This window comes from Actinoplanes aureus (assembly GCF_015704865.1).
Lineage (GTDB): Bacteria > Actinomycetota > Actinomycetes > Mycobacteriales > Micromonosporaceae > Actinoplanes > Actinoplanes aureus.
The window spans coordinates 134,132-150,133 of sequence record NZ_JADQTO010000018.1 but is presented as its reverse complement, the minus strand read 5'-3'; the positions used below and the strand labels follow the sequence as shown (position 1 = coordinate 150,133).

The 16,002-nt window shown below is 72.7% G+C and carries 10 protein-coding genes; 2 read left to right on the top strand and 8 right to left on the bottom strand.

The annotated features are described in order from the left end of the window. Positions 1–48 precede the first annotated feature (48 nt). The 6 genes from I4J89_RS32270 to I4J89_RS32245 all read right to left on the bottom strand — a co-directional run bounded on the left by I4J89_RS32270 (position 49) and on the right by I4J89_RS32245 (position 8,170). Positions 49–2,382: a putative bifunctional diguanylate cyclase/phosphodiesterase gene (locus I4J89_RS32270; RefSeq protein ID WP_230859953.1), complete on the bottom strand. Its 2,334-nt coding sequence runs from the start codon at positions 2,380–2,382 to the stop codon at positions 49–51. Next, entirely contained in the window at positions 2,379–4,241 is a 1,863-nt protein-coding gene (locus tag I4J89_RS32265) for a sensor domain-containing diguanylate cyclase (protein WP_196417905.1), read from the bottom strand. The genes I4J89_RS32270 and I4J89_RS32265 overlap by 4 nt, the downstream gene beginning before the upstream one ends. A 74-nt stretch (positions 4,242–4,315) precedes the next feature. After that, positions 4,316–6,133, bottom strand: coding sequence for a sensor domain-containing diguanylate cyclase (locus tag I4J89_RS32260; protein WP_196417904.1), 1,818 nt, complete (start codon positions 6,131–6,133; stop codon positions 4,316–4,318). A gap of 109 nt (positions 6,134–6,242) precedes the next feature. Then, positions 6,243–6,389, bottom strand: a complete 147-nt coding sequence (locus I4J89_RS32255) for a hypothetical protein (protein ID WP_196417903.1) — start codon at positions 6,387–6,389, stop codon at positions 6,243–6,245. A 10-nt stretch (positions 6,390–6,399) separates the two neighbouring features. After that, complete coding sequence (locus I4J89_RS32250) at positions 6,400–6,837, bottom strand: glycosyltransferase family protein (protein ID WP_196417902.1); 438 nt, start codon at positions 6,835–6,837, stop codon at positions 6,400–6,402. 202 nt (positions 6,838–7,039) lie between these two features. Beyond that, on the bottom strand, positions 7,040–8,170 hold the full coding sequence (locus tag I4J89_RS32245; RefSeq protein WP_196417901.1) for a hypothetical protein: 1,131 nt from the start codon (positions 8,168–8,170) through the stop codon (positions 7,040–7,042). Positions 8,171–8,424: 254 nt separating this feature from the next. Between I4J89_RS32245 and I4J89_RS32240 the strand changes: the two genes are divergently transcribed. Both I4J89_RS32240 and I4J89_RS32235 read left to right on the top strand, forming a co-directional pair. Then, positions 8,425–12,294 carry a Pls/PosA family non-ribosomal peptide synthetase gene (locus tag I4J89_RS32240; RefSeq protein ID WP_196417900.1) on the top strand — a complete coding sequence of 1,290 codons (3,870 nt, stop codon included), beginning with the start codon at positions 8,425–8,427 and terminating at the stop codon, positions 12,292–12,294. After that, complete coding sequence (locus I4J89_RS32235; RefSeq protein ID WP_196417940.1) at positions 12,291–13,631, top strand: M1 family metallopeptidase; 1,341 nt, start codon at positions 12,291–12,293, stop codon at positions 13,629–13,631. Before I4J89_RS32240 ends, I4J89_RS32235 begins: the two co-directional genes overlap by 4 nt. Before the next feature lie 3 nt (positions 13,632–13,634). Here the strand turns inward: I4J89_RS32235 and I4J89_RS32230 are convergent, their stop codons facing one another. Together I4J89_RS32230 and I4J89_RS32225 are read right to left on the bottom strand one after the other, a co-directional pair. Continuing rightward, a complete protein-coding gene (locus I4J89_RS32230; protein ID WP_196417899.1) occupies positions 13,635–14,531 on the bottom strand; it encodes a Gfo/Idh/MocA family protein in 897 nt (298 codons plus the stop codon). A 44-nt stretch (positions 14,532–14,575) separates the two neighbouring features. Next, positions 14,576–15,784 (bottom strand): ROK family protein, encoded by a 1,209-nt coding sequence (locus I4J89_RS32225; protein ID WP_309238561.1) that lies wholly within the window; start codon positions 15,782–15,784, stop codon positions 14,576–14,578. Positions 15,785–16,002 lie beyond the last annotated feature (218 nt).

Here is a 16,002-nt window from a genome sequence, read left to right as displayed (position 1 = left end):
CACTGGTCTCGCGAGCATGCCAAACGGCTCATGATCATCAGCAGCGGGTCAGGCGGCGGCCGCGATCAGGTCCCGCTGAGCGGCGAGCAGCCGGGTGATCTGCTCGGCCTCCATCGGCCGCCCCAGGTGATACCCCTGACCGGTGGTGTAGCCGAGGCGCATCAGCCGCTGCGCCTGCTCCTCGTTCTCGATGCCCTCGGCGACGGTGTCCAGCCCGAGCGCACCGGAGAGCTGGACGACGGCCCGGGCCACCGCCTGCCGGGCGTCGGCCGCCGCCGTGCCCGGTTCGTCCAGCTCGATGCCGTCGACGAACGACTTGTCGAGCTTCACGATGGCGGCCGGGAACGCCCGCAGCAGGCTGAGCGACGACTCACCGGTGCCGAAGTCGTCGAGCGCCAGCCGTACGCCCAGGGCGTTCAGCTCGTGCAGCGCCCGGGAGACCTGCGGGCCACGCAGCACCGCCGACTCGGTGAGCTCCAGGATCAGCCGTTCCGCCGGAAACCCGCTGTCGGCGAGCGCGGCCCGCACCTCCGCCACGAACTCCGGGTCGTGCAGTTGCCGCACCGAGACGTTGGGGCCCGCCTTCTGGAACACGTCCGGCCCGAACTCGGCGAGCCACGCGGCCGACTGCCGGCAGGTTTCGCGCAGCACGAACCGGCCCAGCGGCACGATGAGGCCGGTACGCTCGGCGGCCGGGATGAACTCGGCCGGCGAGACCATGCCCCGCTCCGGGTGCATCCAGCGGACCAGCGCCTCGACGCCGATCACCCGGCGGGTGCGGAGCTCCACCAGCGGCTGGTAGACCAGGCGGAACTCGCCCGCGTCCAGCGCCCGGCGCAGGTCACCACCGATCTGGGCGTGTGCCACGAGCGGCTTCTCCATACCGGTGGCGTACCGGACCCAGTTGGCCTTTCCGCGCTGCTTGGCGGTGTACATCGCCACGTCGGCGTCGCGCAGCAGGCTGCTCACGGCGGTGCCGGCCGGCGCCGAGGCGATTCCCACGCTGGCACGCACGAGCAGCCGGTGTGCGCTGATCGGGTCACGGAACGCGGCCATGATCCGCCCCGCCAGGGCCTCGCCGCCGGGGCCGGTGGTCAGGACGGCGAACTCGTCGCCGCCGAGGCGTACCACGCGCCCGTCGTCGCCGACCGCGGCGCGCAGCGTCTCGGCGAACGCCACCAGCAGTTCGTCGCCGACGTCGTGTCCGAGCGAGTCGTTGACCGTCTTGAAGTCGTCCAGATCGACCAGGAGCACGGTGGCGTCGCCGGAGCGCAACGTGACCGCCAGCCAGTCGCGGAACAGCGCGCGGTTGGCCAGGCCGGTCAGGGCGTCATGGGTCGCCTCGAACCGCAGCCGCTCCTCGGACGCCCGCTTCTCCCGCAGCAGCCGGGTGTTCTCCCGCAACACCACGTACTGCCGGACCAGGACCAGGCCGGTCACCACCACGGCGGAGAGGGCGACGATACTCGCCTCCTTCCCCGCCGGGTGGGACAGCACATCGATCACCGGGACGTCGACCGCCGCCACCGCCAGGTACGGCAGCCAGGTGTTGGCCTGCCGCGACGGGCGGCCGGTGCTGTTCCACTGGCAGCGGACGGCGAGCGTGAGCAGCAGCGGCGCGGCCGGCAGGATGACCGCCTGCGCCAGCAGGATCGCCGTCTCGTGGCTGCCCCGCACGGCCAGCACCGCCACCGCGGCCGCGCATAGACCGGTCGCGGCGACCAGCCGTACCGCGACCCGGTCGACCGGGCCGGCGCCGAGGTAGGAGACCTTCGTGATGCCGCCCGCGGCGAGCAGGAACGCCAGCAGGATCATCACCGTGAACGACGGACTCCACGGGTCGGGCGACCAGATCAGCGGGGCGAGCCCGAAGTGCCAGAGCACGGCGGTGCAGCCGAGGAACGCGATGCCGCGGTCCAGCCATTGCCTGACCCGCTCGGACGGGCTGATCACGCCGAGCGGCACCCGGACCACGGCGTAGATCGCGGCGAGCACGCCGGCACAGACCAGCAGAGCGCCGGCGAGCGGCATCGGCGGGAACCCGGAGCTGGCGGCGAACGCGGCGGCGGCGAGCAGGCTGTATCCGCCGGTCAGGCAGAGGCTGCCGACGCCGAGCCACCGCCAGAACCGGCGGGCCACCGGGCCGAGCCGGCCGCTGCGGCACAGGGCGGAGACGGCGAGGGCGCTCATCGCACAGCCCACCGGCATGAAGACGTAGCAGAGGGCGAGCGGTCCGGCGCCGGTTGCCGTCCACCAGGCGTACCAGAGCACGCCGAGGAGGGCGACGACGGCGGTGGCCGCGACGTAGCGCCAGGGTGCGTGGGTACCCGCGTCCATGCCGACCTGATCGGGCAGCGGTGCCTCCGGCGTAGCGGATGTCATGTCGCCCACGCCTGCGATCGCTGCTTCTCCTCGTACATTCGCAGGTCGGCGACGTGCAGCAGGTGGCCGGGGTCGGTTGCCGGACCGGTCGCGAGGCCCACGCTCGCGCTCACGGTCAGGTTGTGACCGTCGATCCGGAACGGCGCGGCGAGTGCCTGCCGGAAGCCGGCCGCGAGCCGGCCGGCCGCCTCCGGATCGTCGCCGCCGACGAGCACGGCGAACTCGTCGCCGCCCAGACGGGCCGGCAGATCGGCGGGACCGGCGCACTCGCGGAGACGGTCGGCCACGTGCCTCAGCACGGCGTCGCCGGTCGCGTGCCCGTACGTGTCATTGATGTGTTTGAAGCGGTTGAGGTCGACCAGCAGGACCGCGGCGGTTGCCGCCGCCCGTCCCGCCTCGCGGATCCGGTCGGCGAAGAGCCGGCGGTTCGCCAGGCCGGTCAGCGTGTCGTGCCCCGCCTGGAAGCGCAGCCGTTCCCGCAGCTCGCGGGCCTCGGTGACGTCCCGGGCGTTGATCACGACGCCGGCGATGCCGGGCTCGTCGGCGAGATTGACGGCGATCGCCTCCAGCCAGCGCCACGTCCCGTCGGTGTTGCGCACGCGGGCCTCGAAGGTCAGCTCCGCGCCGGGCGTGGTGAGCAGCCGGGCCAGGTCGTCGCCGAGCCGCCGGGCGTCGTCGCCGTGCATCGCGTCGAGCACCTGCCGGCCGACCACGGTCGACGCCGGCACACCGAGCATGCGCTCGACGGCCGGGCTCAGGTAGGCGAAGGAGCCGTCGGTACCGATGATCGTGGTGACGTCCGAGGAGTGCCGCAGCAGCGACTCCAGGCGGAACTCGCGGCGGCGGATCTCGGCCAGGCTCTCGTCGAGGCGCACCAGCAGCGTGCTGTTCTCGGCGAGCGCCACCAGCTGGCGCGCCACGACCAGCCCGACGTTGACCAGCAGACCGGCGAGGGCACCCCAGGCGGAGAGCCCGAGCCCGCTGCTGGCGAGCACGATGACCAGGGTGATCACGCTGGTCACGGTGCCCGCGTACGGCAGCACGCTGTACCGCCGCGAGCCGGTCCGGCGGGGTGCGCGCGCCGCCCCGGCCGGACGCAGCACCTGGATCCGCACCGCGACCGCGGCCAGCAGACACGGCAGGATCACCAGCAGGATCTGCACACCGACCAGGTCGCCCAGCTCGGAGCTGGGCAGCAGCGCGTTGCTCAGGCCCTGTCCGGCGGCAGCCGCCATGAGCGGGCCGGCCGCCTGCGCCACGATCGGGCTGGACCCGCTCAGGATCATCTTCGCGACCGTGAAGACGCCGGCCAGGAGCAGACCGGTGCCGAAGACCGCGGTGAAGAAGTCGTTGAGGTCCGCCGCCGCCAGGTCCGGCCGGGTGATCAGGCACCAGGCGACCACGGCCGCGGCACTGGTGACGATCGCGGTGTCCAGCACGAACCGGATCCGTGCCGGCCGCGTCCAGCTGCCGGTCGGATGGATCATCCCCGCGCCGACCGCCAGGAGCGCCCCAGTCAGCGCGGAGGCGGTCTGCAACGGGTGGAACACCAGGTGGTCCGCGGCCGGGTCGGCGATCGTGATCGCCAGCTGGAAGGAGTCACCGGCGAAGAAGAGCAGGCCGGCCACCGACAGCGCGCGCCACAGCCGGGCCGTGGCCACCCGCGCGGCCTGCCGGGCGTAAACGAAGATCAGCAGGTCCAGCACCGGCATGATCAGCCAGCCGGCCAGCAGCTGAGCGCGGGGGGAACCGAGGTCCAGCCCATAACCGGCGACGAGCACGATGCCCGCCACGGCGAGCCCGGCCAGTACCGGGTCCCGCAGCAGCGGGACCGGGGCGCCCCGGCCGGGCGCGGTCATGGTGGTATCCACTCCGCCCGCATCGGCCGGGATCTCGACTCCTTGAGGGTTAGCTGCCGGTGAATCGCGGAGGATCACCGGGCCGCGGGCTCGACCGCCTTGCGGCGGCTCTTTCGCCGGTACATGGCGGCGTCGGCCGCACGCAGCAGGCCGTCGTCGTCCCGGGCCGTACCGGTCGCGACGCCGATGCTGGCGCCCACCGTCATCCACGAACCGGCGATCAGCATCGGCTCGGACAGAACCGCGGTGATCTGCTCGGCGAGCTTCGCGGCCGCTGCCGCCTCGATACCGGGCAGGAGTACGGCGAACTCGTCGCCGCCGAGCCGCGCGGCCAGCTCACCCGCGCGCAGCCGCCCGGTGAGGCGCGCGGCCACCGCTTGGAGCACCTCGTCACCGGCGTGGTGACCGTGCCGGTCGTTGATCTCTTTGAACCCGTCCAGGTCGATCAGCAAAACGCTGAGCCGCGCGGTCGTTCCGGCCAGGCGTCGTTGCAGCAGCGCCCGGTTGGCCAGCCCGGTCAGCGGGTCGTGGGTGGCCTGCCGCTGGAGTTCGTCGTGCAGGACCCGGGCCTCCGTGACGTCCCGGGCGTTCAGGACCAGGCCACCGACGCTGGGGTTGTGCCGCAGGTCGGTCACGACGATGTCCATCCACCGGTACGACCCGTCGGCGTGGCGCCACCGCAGCTGCGTGGTGACTCCCAGCCCGGGATTGGCGCGGAGCTGCTCGGCCAGCAGCTCCACCGCGGCGGAGTCGTCCGGGTGCGTACGGTCGGCCAGCGAGGTGCCGAGCAGCTCCCCGGCCGGTATCCCGAGCACCCGATCAGCCGCCGGACTGGCGTAACTGATCGCGCTGGTCCCGTCGATGACCAGCGTGAGGTCGGAGGTGTGCTGCACCAGTGCGCGGAACCGGTCCTTCTGCTCGTCCAGTTCACCGAGCAGCCGCTCGTTGTCGCGCAATGCCGCGATCTGCCGGCCCAGCACCAGCGCGGTGATCGCCGCGGCGCCGATCGCGACACCCCACACCCGCAGGTCGATCCGGCCCTCCCGCAGCGAGAACACGAGTAGTAGCTGAGTCGCGATCACCGCAAGGTACGGCAACCGGCTGGAGCGTGGTCCCGGCTCCCCGCTCTGCCGCTCGGCCAGGCGAGGCTGCTGGAGCAGTTGCAGGCGCAGGGCGAAGGCGAGCAGGAGGCAGGGCACCAACTGGACGACGATCATCAGCTGGGGTCCCGGGTCGCCGAGCAGCCCGGTGGTCAGCGGTGCGGCCAACGCGGTGCCGGTCACCCCGAGACTGCCGGTCACGCCAGCGCTGCGGGTGAACGGCGCGGTTCCGCTGAGGATCAGCTTGAGCAGGCCGAACGTGACGAGCAGCATGACGGCCGCGGTGGCGGCAGCGCCCCAGCGGTCGGCGGCCTGCCTGCCACTCAGCTCGCCGGCCAGCACGAAGTACCAGAGGAGGACGGTGACACCGGTGAGCACCGTGGCGGCGTCGAACCAGAGCCGCAGTCGTTGCCGTCCGGCACCGCCGAGCGGGTGGCGCAGTGTCGCCACCACCACCGTTCCCATGCCGGCGAGCACGAAGGCGGTCTGGACCAGGCTGATCCTGGTGGTGCCGGGCTCGGCGATCATCAGAACGGTCTGATAGGTGTCGCCGATCGCGCAGGCGACGCAGCCGAGCACGACCACCCGCCAGAACCGGCGCCCGGCCGGGGTCGTTCTCGCATGGGTCGCCAGCCGCCAGGCGAGGTACACGTCCAGGACGTCGACGGCGGCCTGGATCGTCCAGGAGGTGACCGTCCCGCCGGGCCCGATCAGGAACCACGGAACGATCAGCAGGCACAGTGCCGCGATCGCCAGCAGCACCGGGTCCTTCGCCGCTGTCGGCATTCGCATGATCGCTCCGTCCTGGCCGCACCGGGTGGCTCCGGTTCAGAGCTGCCCATCGGCTCAGGAGCTGCCCACGTGAGGGTCACACGCCGACCCCGCACCAGCCGTCGAAGCACTAGCGGCCGAGTTCGGCGAGTTCGCGCACCGGTCCGGTCCGCTCGCGTGCGGCGTCCGGTTCCACCGGGACGGCTTGCTGCTGCGCGACCACTTCGACGCCGCCGACGTGTGGTGGGCAGTAGCTGGACACGATGAGGATCTTCATGGCGGTGTCACTAGGCCATGTCCGGCGCGCTCCGGCTGGAACAGACACTGCAGACGGGCGGCGGGGCAGCGTCCTCGAACGTGTGCGGTGGCCCGAGGAATCCCATCGCGTCCGCATAGCCGCGGCGCTCGGCGGATACCGCCGGCCGGGCGCGCTCGGCGAACAGTTGGATCAGGTTGCGCAGCCCGTCGGTGACGGTGTGAATCTTCGACTCGCCGCCGCGCGGACGGTAGGTGATCGGTATCTCCACGCACTTGAATCCATGCCGGAACGCCTCGACTTTGATCTCCTGGGAGAAGGCCATGCCGCCGGATCGCATCCGCATCGCCGACCACACTTTCCGGCGGAACACCCACATGCCCGATTGCGAGTCCCGGAACGGCACACCGAACAGCTGCCGTGCCACCACGCTGAGCCCCTTGTTGCCCCAGAGGTGGGAACGCGACATCGCTCCCGGTCGCAGCCGTCGAGACGATTCGTGGTGAGGAAGTCGATGTTCTCGCTCTCCAGGGTGACCATGACCTCCGGCAGGATCTCGAAGGGATAGGTCCGATCGGCGTCGCCGGTGGCGATGACCTCGCCCGAACAGTTGGCGGTTCTCGACGTGGCGAGTTCACTGAGGAGCGTCCCACGGCGGCGGGTTCGAACGCTCAAGCCTTGGCGACGGTCAGGGCGCTGAACCCGCCCTCGGCGTCGAGGTCCAGGCCCCGGCCGTCGTCCAGGTCTCCCGACCGGACGGTCGTGCCGGCGGCCAGCCCTTCGGTGATCTGCCCGTAGAGGTCGACCCGGCTGCCGCCACTGCCCGCGACGACCCGTACCGGCAGCCGCGCCGAGGTCCGGATGTTCCAGGCGCTCACGCCGCCGGACATCCGGATCGGCACGGTGGCGTCCTGCCGGCCCAGCTCCATGTCGATCTGCGCGGCGCCGCCGGTCAGGTCGATGCGGCGCACGCTGTGCGAGGCCAGGTCGAACGACGCCCGCGCCACTCCCCCGGTCATCCGCAGCCGCCAGGTGACATCGTCGCTGAGCAACACCTCGACCCGGCCGGTGCCGCCCTCGCCGATGGGCGTGGCATGGACCCGCAGCACGCCGCCGGAGAACACCGGGCGCACCTTGAGCCCGGAGTCCCGCGGGGTGCTGACCTCGAACGTCTCGGCCAGCTCGGTGGTGCGCACGGACAGCTCGGTGACGCCGTCGACCATCTCGAACGCCGCGTCCTCCAGCGGCGGCTCGGCCGGTGCGGCCGGTGCGGCCGGCTTCTTCGACGGCGTCCGCGCCGGTTCCGGCGTGCGGCTCGGCTCGGTCCCGGCATCGGCCGGCGCCGACGGCAGGACCGCTTCCGGTACGGAGGGAAGGACAGCGCCGGGAGCAGTCGCCGGGGGTTGCGGCGTCCCCGCCGCGAGATCGGCCGGCGTCGTGGACCGGTCCGACAGCTGCGCGACGATCACGCCGCAGGCCGTCACCGTCAGCACGGCGACCAGCGCGCCGAGGCTGGTCCGCAGCCGCCGCCGGCGCGGACTGTCCGGAGCGTCGCCGATCACCCGGACACCGGTGTTCGCAGGACCGGATCCGCGCTCCAGATGTTCGGTCCACGCCGGGGCGGCCTCCGGCCGGTCCGGCGCGTCCGGCCAGTAGTCCGAGATGTTCGGCCAGTTGATCCCGGGCGTACCGGGATCGGCGGCCGGGCCGGCGGCGCGTTCCGTCTCCCTGCCTTTCACGCATCGGGTGACGTAGCCGCCGACCCGTAGAGTCCGCTCGCCGTCCGACGGAAGCCGTTCCACCCCATGTCTCCCTGCTGCCACCCCGACACGCTCGGTGAGTGGTACGGGCGGCAACCCTCTGCGGTTCGAACATCCACCGAAAGTCATCAAGCGATTTCCCGGCGGCCTCGGTCGTGGATGTGTCAGTCGACACGTATCCGACGCTGAGCCGTCATTCCGCGTTGTCCGCCCGTAGCTTTGAGTGTTGCCCCGGGCGGCTCACCGTCGTGCGCCTGGCCGACGCTGACCGTGAAGGTGGAGATGGAGCACGCCGAGTGACCGTCACAACTGACCTGCGACTGATCGACCTCCCCGAGATCGCCCTCGAACCGGAGGCGCCGGCGCTGTTCAGCTCCTGGTCCGCCCCGATGCGCCGCACGCTCATCGACGTCTTCGACGCGACGGTGCAGGCCCATGCCGGCGCCCGTGCGATCGAGGCGGGCGGCACCGCCCTGACCTACCGTGAGCTGGCCGGCGAGGTCGAGGCGCTACGGGCGACGTTGCGCGGGCACGGGATCGGCGCCGGCGACCGGGTGGGCGTCCGGATCTCGTCCGGCACGGCGGAGCTCTACCTCGCGATCCTCGGTGTGCTGGCGGCCGGCGCGGCGTACGTGCCGGTGGACGCGGACGATCCCGAGGAGCGTGCCGAGCTGGTCTTCACCGAGGCCGGCGTCTGTGCCGTGCTCGGCGACGGGCTGACCGTGTCGATGCGCCGGACGCCCGGGGGCCGCCCCGGCCGCCCGGAACCGGGTGACGACGCCTGGATCATCTTCACCTCCGGGTCCACCGGCACCCCGAAGGGTGTCGCCGTCACGCACGCCGCCGCGGCCGCGTTCGTGGACGCCGAGGCGCAGCTGTTCCTGGCCGGCGACGACGCCGAGCCGATCGGCCCGCACGACCGGGTCCTGGCCGGGTTGTCGGTGGCCTTCGACGCGTCCTGCGAGGAGATGTGGCTCGCCTGGCGGCACGGCGCGTGCCTGGTGCCCGCCACGCGCACCCTGGTGCGCAGCGGCGTCGACCTGGGCCCGTGGCTGGTGGAGCAGCGCATCACGGTGGTGTCCACGGTGCCGACGCTCGCCGCGCTGTGGCCGGCCGAGGCGCTCGACGAGGTCCGGCTGCTGATCTTCGGCGGGGAGGCGTGCCCGCCGGAACTCGCGGTGCGGCTGGCCGTCGAGGGCCGCGAGGTCTGGAACACGTACGGCCCGACCGAGGCGACCGTGGTCGCCTGCGCGGCGCCGCTGACCGGCGAGGGACCGGTGCGCATCGGGTTGCCGCTCGCCGGCTGGGAGCTCGCGGTGGTCGACCCGGCCGGCGTTCCGGTCGCGATGGGCGAGACCGGCGAGCTGGTGATCGGCGGGGTCGGCCTGGCGCGTTACCTGGACGCCGCCAAGGACGCCGAGAAGTTCGCGCCGCTGCCCGCCCTCGGCTGGCGGCGGGCGTACCGCAGCGGGGACATCGTGCGCGCCGAGCCGGACGGGCTGCTGTTCCTCGGCCGCGGCGACGAGCAGGTGAAGCTCGGCGGACGCCGGATCGAGCTGGGCGAGGTGGACGCGGCGCTCCAGGCGCTGCCCGGCGTCGCCGGCGCGGCCGCCGCGGTGAAGCGGACCGCCGCGGGCAACCAGCTGCTGGTGGGCTACCTGGTGCCCCGCGACGGCACCGACCTGGACGTCGCGGCCGCGACGCTGCGGATCCGCGAGCAGCTGCCGGCCGCACTCGTACCCCTGCTGGCCGTGGTGGACGCGCTGCCGACCCGGACGTCGGGCAAGGTGGACCGGGCGGCGCTCCCCTGGCCGCTGGCCACCGCCGGCCCCGACGCGGCCGAGCTGACCGCGACCGAGGAGTGGCTCGCCGGCGGCTGGGAGGAGATTCTCGGGGTACGCCCCGCCGAGGCCGACGCCGACTTCTTCAGCAGCGGCGGCAGCAGCCTGAACGCGGCGCAACTCGTGGCCTGGATCCGGCTGAGGCACCCGCGGATGTCGGTGGCCGACGTCTATCAGCACACCCGGCTCTCGCAGATGGCGGCGGTGCTCGACAAGCTCGGCGCAACCGAGACGGTCCGTCGCGAAATCCGGCCGACTCCCCGGCGGGCCGGGCTGATCCAGGGCCTGCTGATGCTGCCGATGCTCGCGCTCGTCGGACTCCGCTGGCTCGTCGTGCTCGCGGCGATGAGCAACCTGGTCGGGTGGGCGCCACACGTCTCCTGGTGGTGGATCGCAGCGGGCTGGCTGCTGCTGTCCAGCCCGCCGGGACGGATCGCCATCGCCGCCGGCGGAGCCCGGCTGCTGCTGCGCGGCGTACGCCCGGGCGACTACCCACGCGGCGGCAGCGTCCACCTGCGGCTGTGGGCGGCGGAGCGGCTGGCCGAGTTGACCGGCGCGACCGGCGTCGCCGGAGCGGGCTGGATGATCACGTACGCCAAGCTGCTCGGCGCCCGGATCGGCCAGGACGTCGACCTGCATTCGGCGCCGCCGGTCACCGGCCTGGTGAAGCTCGGCCGCGGTGTGGCGATCGAGCCGGAGGTCGACCTGTCCGGCTACTGGGTCGATGGTGACGTGGTACGGATCGGCAAGGTGCGAGTCGGCGCCGGTGCCCGGGTCGGCTCCCGCAGCACGCTCATGCCCGGCACCCGGATCGGCAAAGCCGCGAAGGTCGCCGCCGGGTCGACCGTGACCGGCACGGTGCCGGCGAACCAGCGCTGGTCCGGCTCACCCGCCGCGCCCACCGCCGCGAAGGACGCGGCGGACTGGCCGGCGCAACGTCCGCCGCGACAGTCCCGGTTCTGGGTGGGCGCGTACAGCCTGACCGCTCAGCTGCTGAGCCTGGTGCCGGTCGTCGCCGTGCTGCCGGCACTCGCCCTGCTCGGCTGGACGATCGCCGACCGGCCCGACCTCGGCGCCGCGTTGCTTGCCGTCCCGGCGGCGGCCGTCGCCTACTTCGCCGGCTACGCCGTCCTCGTCCTGATCGCCGTCCGACTGCTCAGCATCGGCTTGCGAGCCGGCTACCACCCCGTCCACGGGCGGGTGGCCTGGCAGGTGTGGACCACCGAGCGCCTGATGGGGATGGCCCGGGTCGCGCTGTTCCCGATGTACGCCAGCCTGTTCACGCCGGTCTGGTTGCGACTGCTCGGCGCCAGGGTGGGCCGCGGCACCGAGGTGTCCACGGTCCTCGCGCTCCCGGCGATGACGACCGTCGACGACGGGGCGTTCCTGGCCGACGACACGATGGTCGCCACCTACGAGCTCAGTCACGGCTGGCTGCGGGTCGCGCCGGTCCGGATCGGCAAGCAGGCCTTCCTCGGCAACTCCGGCATGGCGGCACCCGGCCGGTCGGTGCCCAAACGAGGCCTGGTCGGTGTGCTCTCGTCGGCGCCGCGCAAGGCGAAGAAGGGCTCGTCGTGGCTCGGCGCCCCGCCGATGCCGCTGCGCCGCACGGTCGAGGCGGGCGACGCGAGCCGTACCTACGACCCGCCGCTGCGGCTCAAGCTGGCCCGGGCCGGGATCGAACTGTGCCGCGTCGTCCCGGTGATGTGCGCCGGCGCCTTGGCGGTACTCGTGCTGGCCGCGCTCGCGTGGATCTGGCGTACCGGCGGCGTCTGGGCCGCGGCGCTCGCCGCCGGACCGGTGCTGCTGGTCGCGGCGATCGCCGGCGCGTTGCTCGCGACGGCCGCGAAATGGCTGCTGGTCGGCCGGTTCCGGGTCACCGATCACGCGTTGTGGACCTCGTTCGTCTGGCGCAACGAACTCGCCGACACGTTCGTCGAGGTGCTCGCCGCACCGTGGCTGTTCCGCTTCGCCAGCGGCACGCCGCTGCTCAACGTGTGGCTGCGCACCCTCGGTGCGAAGATCGGCCGGGGCGCGTGGCTGGAGACCTTCTGGCTGCCCGAGTACGACCTGGTGCGGCTCGGCCCCGGCGCGACCGTCAACCGGGGGTGCGTGGTGCAGACCCACCTGTTCCATGATCGGATCATGAGCATGGATGAGGTGACTCTGGGCGCGGGCGCCACGCTCGGCCCGCACGGGATCGTGCTGCCCGGCGCGAGCATCGGCGCGCGCACCACGGTGGGCCCCGGTTCGCTGATCACCCGCGGCGACGCCGTGCCCGAGGACAGCAGGTGGATCGGCAACCCGATCGCGACCTGGAGATGACCCCGGCGGTGCGGCCGGATGACGCCTCACCGGGCGCCGACCACTCGGCCGACTCGTACCTGCCCGGGCACGGCAACGGCGGGTACCGCGTACTGCACTACGACCTTGACCTGGAGTACCGGATCGTGTCGAATCGGCTGGCCGGCCGGGCGACCGTCACGGCGCAGGCCGTCCAGCCGCTGTCGCGGTTCAGCCTCGACCTGGGCCAGTTCCGGGTCGAGGACGTGCGCGTGGACGGCCGCCGGGCGGCCTTCACACACCGGGCGGGCAAGCTGCGCATCAAGCCGGAGCGGCCGGTCGGTTACGGTTCCACCTTCAAGATCGAGATTCGGTACGCCGGGAAGCCCACGCCCGTCTCGGGCCGCTGGGGCGACATCGGCTGGGACGAGCTCACCGACGGCGCCCTGGTCGCGAGCCAGCCGAACGGGGCACCGTCCTGGTTCCCGTGCAACGACCGGCTGGAGAAGGCCTCCTTCCTGGTGAAGATCGCCGCCGCGACGCCGTACACCGTGGTGGTCACCGGCGACCTGGTCTCCCGGCGCCGCGGTGCCGGCAGCACCACCTGGGTCTACGAGCGCAACGAGCCCACCGCGCCGTACCTCATGAGCGTCCAGATCGGACGCTACGAGCAGATCGAACTGGCCGCCGGCCGGGTGATCCAGCGGGCCGCGATCCCGCCCCGGCTGCGGACCGTCTTCCGGCACGACTTCGGCCGGCACGGCGAGATCATGGCGACCATGGAACGGCTGTTCGGGCCCTACCCGTTCCGGGAGTACGTCGTGGTGGTCACCGACGACGACCTGGACGACCCGGTCGAGGCGCAGGGCATGGCCGTCTTCGGGCGCAACCACGTCGACGGGCGGCGGACCCACGAGCGGCTGGTCGCGCACGAGCTCGCCCACCAGTGGTTCGGCAACAGTCTCACCATCGCGGACTGGCGGCACATCTGGCTCAACGAGGGCTTCGCGACGTACGCCGAATGGCTGTGGTCCGAGGTCTCCGGTGGCCTGCCGGCGAACGCCTGCGCGGCCCAGTGGCACGCCTGGCTCAAGGCGCGCCCGGCGACCGTCAGGGTCGCCGACCCGGGGGTGGATCGGATGTTCGACCCGCTGGTCTACAAACGCGGCGCGCTGACCCTGCACGCCCTCCGCGCCGGCGTCGGCGAGCAGGCGTTCTTCGCGTTGCTGCGGTCGTGGACCGCCGAACACCAGCACCGGACCGTGACGACCGAGCAGTTCCGCGAGCACGCCGGGCGTTTCACGGCTCGGCCGCTGGACGCCCTGTTCACCACGTGGCTCGACCGCCCGGCGCTGCCTCCGGTTCCCCGCACTCCCTGACGGTCACCGAGGGTCGGTACGGCCGGCCCGGTCGAGCAGTTCCTGAAGCATCATCCCGCGGCGCACGTCGAGGGGGTGCGGCACGCCGGAGCGTACGGCGGCGGCGAACTCGGCACGCAGCGCCGGCCAGCACTGCTCGTGGTCCACCGTGCCGAAGTCGAGCGCCAGCGTCCCGGCCGGGCCGAACAGCTCGATCCCGGCCCGGGAGGAGGCCAGCCCGACGGCGCCGGACAGGGAGAGCTGGCTGACCGCGCCGCCGCGGTGCAGGCAGGTCAGCTCGATCCAGCGGCGGCTGTCGCCGACCGCGCGCAACTCCTCGACCGGCCCGAGGGCGGCGTCGACGAGGTCGAGCAGGTGGGGGCCGAGGTCGTACAGGGCGCCGAGGGTCAGCCGCCAGCCGGTCGCCATCGCACCACCCAGGAAGGCGCCGTGCAGGTACTGGGTCCTGGCCCCGGCCGCGTCGAAACTCGCCGCCGCGGTGAGGAAGGCCCGGGTGCTGGGGTGGTAGCGCTTGGTCAGCACGAGCTGGGTGACCACGCCGCTCTCCGCGACGGCGTCGGCAAGCGCACGCGCGCCGCCGAGGTCGAGCGCGAGCGGCTTCTCCAGCAGCAACGCCTTGCCGGCCCGCGCGGCGCGCGGCGCGAGCGCGGCCTGCACGTCCGGCGGCACGGCGAAGGCGACCGCCTCGCACCGGTCAAGCAGTTCCTCGTACGAGCGAGCAGCGTACGCACCCAGCCGGGCGGCCAGCCGCGTGGCAGCCTCGGGGCGGCGCGCCCAGACGGCGGCGAGCCGGGTCTGCGGACCGGCGGCGAGCACCGGCCCGTGCATCCTCGCGGCCCACGGCCCGGCGCCGACCAGCCCGACCTCGACCGGCGTCCCCGGATTTCCCGACTCGTCCATGCCGGACATCGTTCACGTGATCCGCCCGAGCCGGTGCGGAAGCGTCAGCAGGTCACCGGTACGGCGGCAGGCATCATCCGGGCGAGTTCGGCGTCCACGGCGGCCGGGGCGTACACCTGGTCGACGACCATCGCGTAGCCGCCGATCACGGCCGACTTGGCGCCCAGCCGGCTCGTGCTGACCTCCAGGTGGCGCGTCGAGCGCGGCAGGGCGCTCTGGTAGAGCACCTCGCGTACGCCGGTGACGAAGTGGATGTCGGCCAGGTCACCCGCGATGACCAGAACCGCGGGGTTGACCATGCACACGACCGTGGACAGCACCTCGCCGACCAGCTTGCCCGCGGTACGGGCCAGGTGCACCGCCTCGGCGTGACCGGATCGGATCCGCTCGACGAGTTCGGCACCGGAGGACGTGGGCGTACCCGAGGCGGTGAGCCGGTGTGCCAGCGCGAGACCACTGGCCACCGCCGCCAGACAGCCGTAGAGGCCGCACTCGCACCGGGCCTCGCGATGCTCGTACAGCCGGATGTGGCCGATGTCGCCGGCGCCACCGTCGATGCCCCGGTAGACCTGCCCGTCGATGACCACACCGGCGCTGATACCGGTCGCCACCTTCACCAGAACCAGCGCCGGACAGTCCGGGTAGTGGACCGCCTGCTCGCCCAGCGCCATGAGATTGGCGTCGTTGTCCACGTAGACCGGCCGGTTCCAGGTCCGGCGCAACCGGTCGGCGATGGGGTAACCGTCCCAGCCGGGCATGATCGGCGGCTGGGTGACCATGCCGAAGTCGAACTCGACCGGGCCGGGCACGCCGACGCCGATGCCGCGGATCTGGCCGGCGTTCCACCCGGCTCGGGCCAGCACCCGGCCGAACGCGCTGTCGACCCACTCCAGCACCGCCTCGGGCCCGGTGCCGATCTTGATGGGTTCGTGCTCCTCGGCCAGCAGCTGCCCGCCGAGATCCACCACCGCGGCCCGGGCGTGGTTGCCGCCGAGGTCGGCCACCAGCACCACCCCGTGCGCGGTGTCGAACTCCAGCAGTTCGGCCGGTCGCCCGCCGGTCGACCCGTCGACGCCACCGGCACGCAGATAGCCGGCCGCGCGCAACACGTCGATGCGCTGCGTGGTGGTCGAGCGGGACAGGCCCGTGTAGCTCTGCAACTCGCCGCGCGTACGGGCGCGCCCGGTGCGCACCAGCCACAGCAGGTGGCCCGCCGAGTTCTGGTTGCGGCCCCATCTATCCCTGGTCAGCACAAGCCGTCAGCCCTTCGTCGCGCGGGAGCAGATGGTCATGATGCGTAGCGTAAGCACCTCCGATGCGGTGTGTGACAGGGCGGCGCTCGCGGCGCCACCCGGCGTTGCAGGCGTCATGACGAGGTTCAACGGTGCGAACACCGTCCTGGGCGCGGGCGGCCGGCGATGAATTCACCCACCGGAGGCGGCGACTAATGCACGACCGCAAGACATAAGTG

Excerpts from the sequence above, each read along its gene's own strand:
- I4J89_RS32270 (WP_230859953.1), bottom strand. The coding sequence starts at position 2,382 with ATGACATCCGCTACGCCGGAGGCACCGCTGCCCGATCAGGTCGGCATG.
- I4J89_RS32265 (WP_196417905.1), bottom strand. The coding sequence starts at position 4,241 with ATGACCGCGCCCGGCCGGGGCGCCCCGGTCCCGCTGCTGCGGGACCCG.
- I4J89_RS32260 (WP_196417904.1), bottom strand. The coding sequence starts at position 6,133 with ATGCGAATGCCGACAGCGGCGAAGGACCCGGTGCTGCTGGCGATCGCG.
- I4J89_RS32255 (WP_196417903.1), bottom strand. The coding sequence starts at position 6,389 with ATGAAGATCCTCATCGTGTCCAGCTACTGCCCACCACACGTCGGCGGC.
- I4J89_RS32250 (WP_196417902.1), bottom strand. The coding sequence starts at position 6,837 with ATGTCGCGTTCCCACCTCTGGGGCAACAAGGGGCTCAGCGTGGTGGCA.
- I4J89_RS32235 (WP_196417940.1), top strand. The coding sequence starts at position 12,291 with ATGACCCCGGCGGTGCGGCCGGATGACGCCTCACCGGGCGCCGACCAC.
- I4J89_RS32230 (WP_196417899.1), bottom strand. The coding sequence starts at position 14,531 with ATGGACGAGTCGGGAAATCCGGGGACGCCGGTCGAGGTCGGGCTGGTC.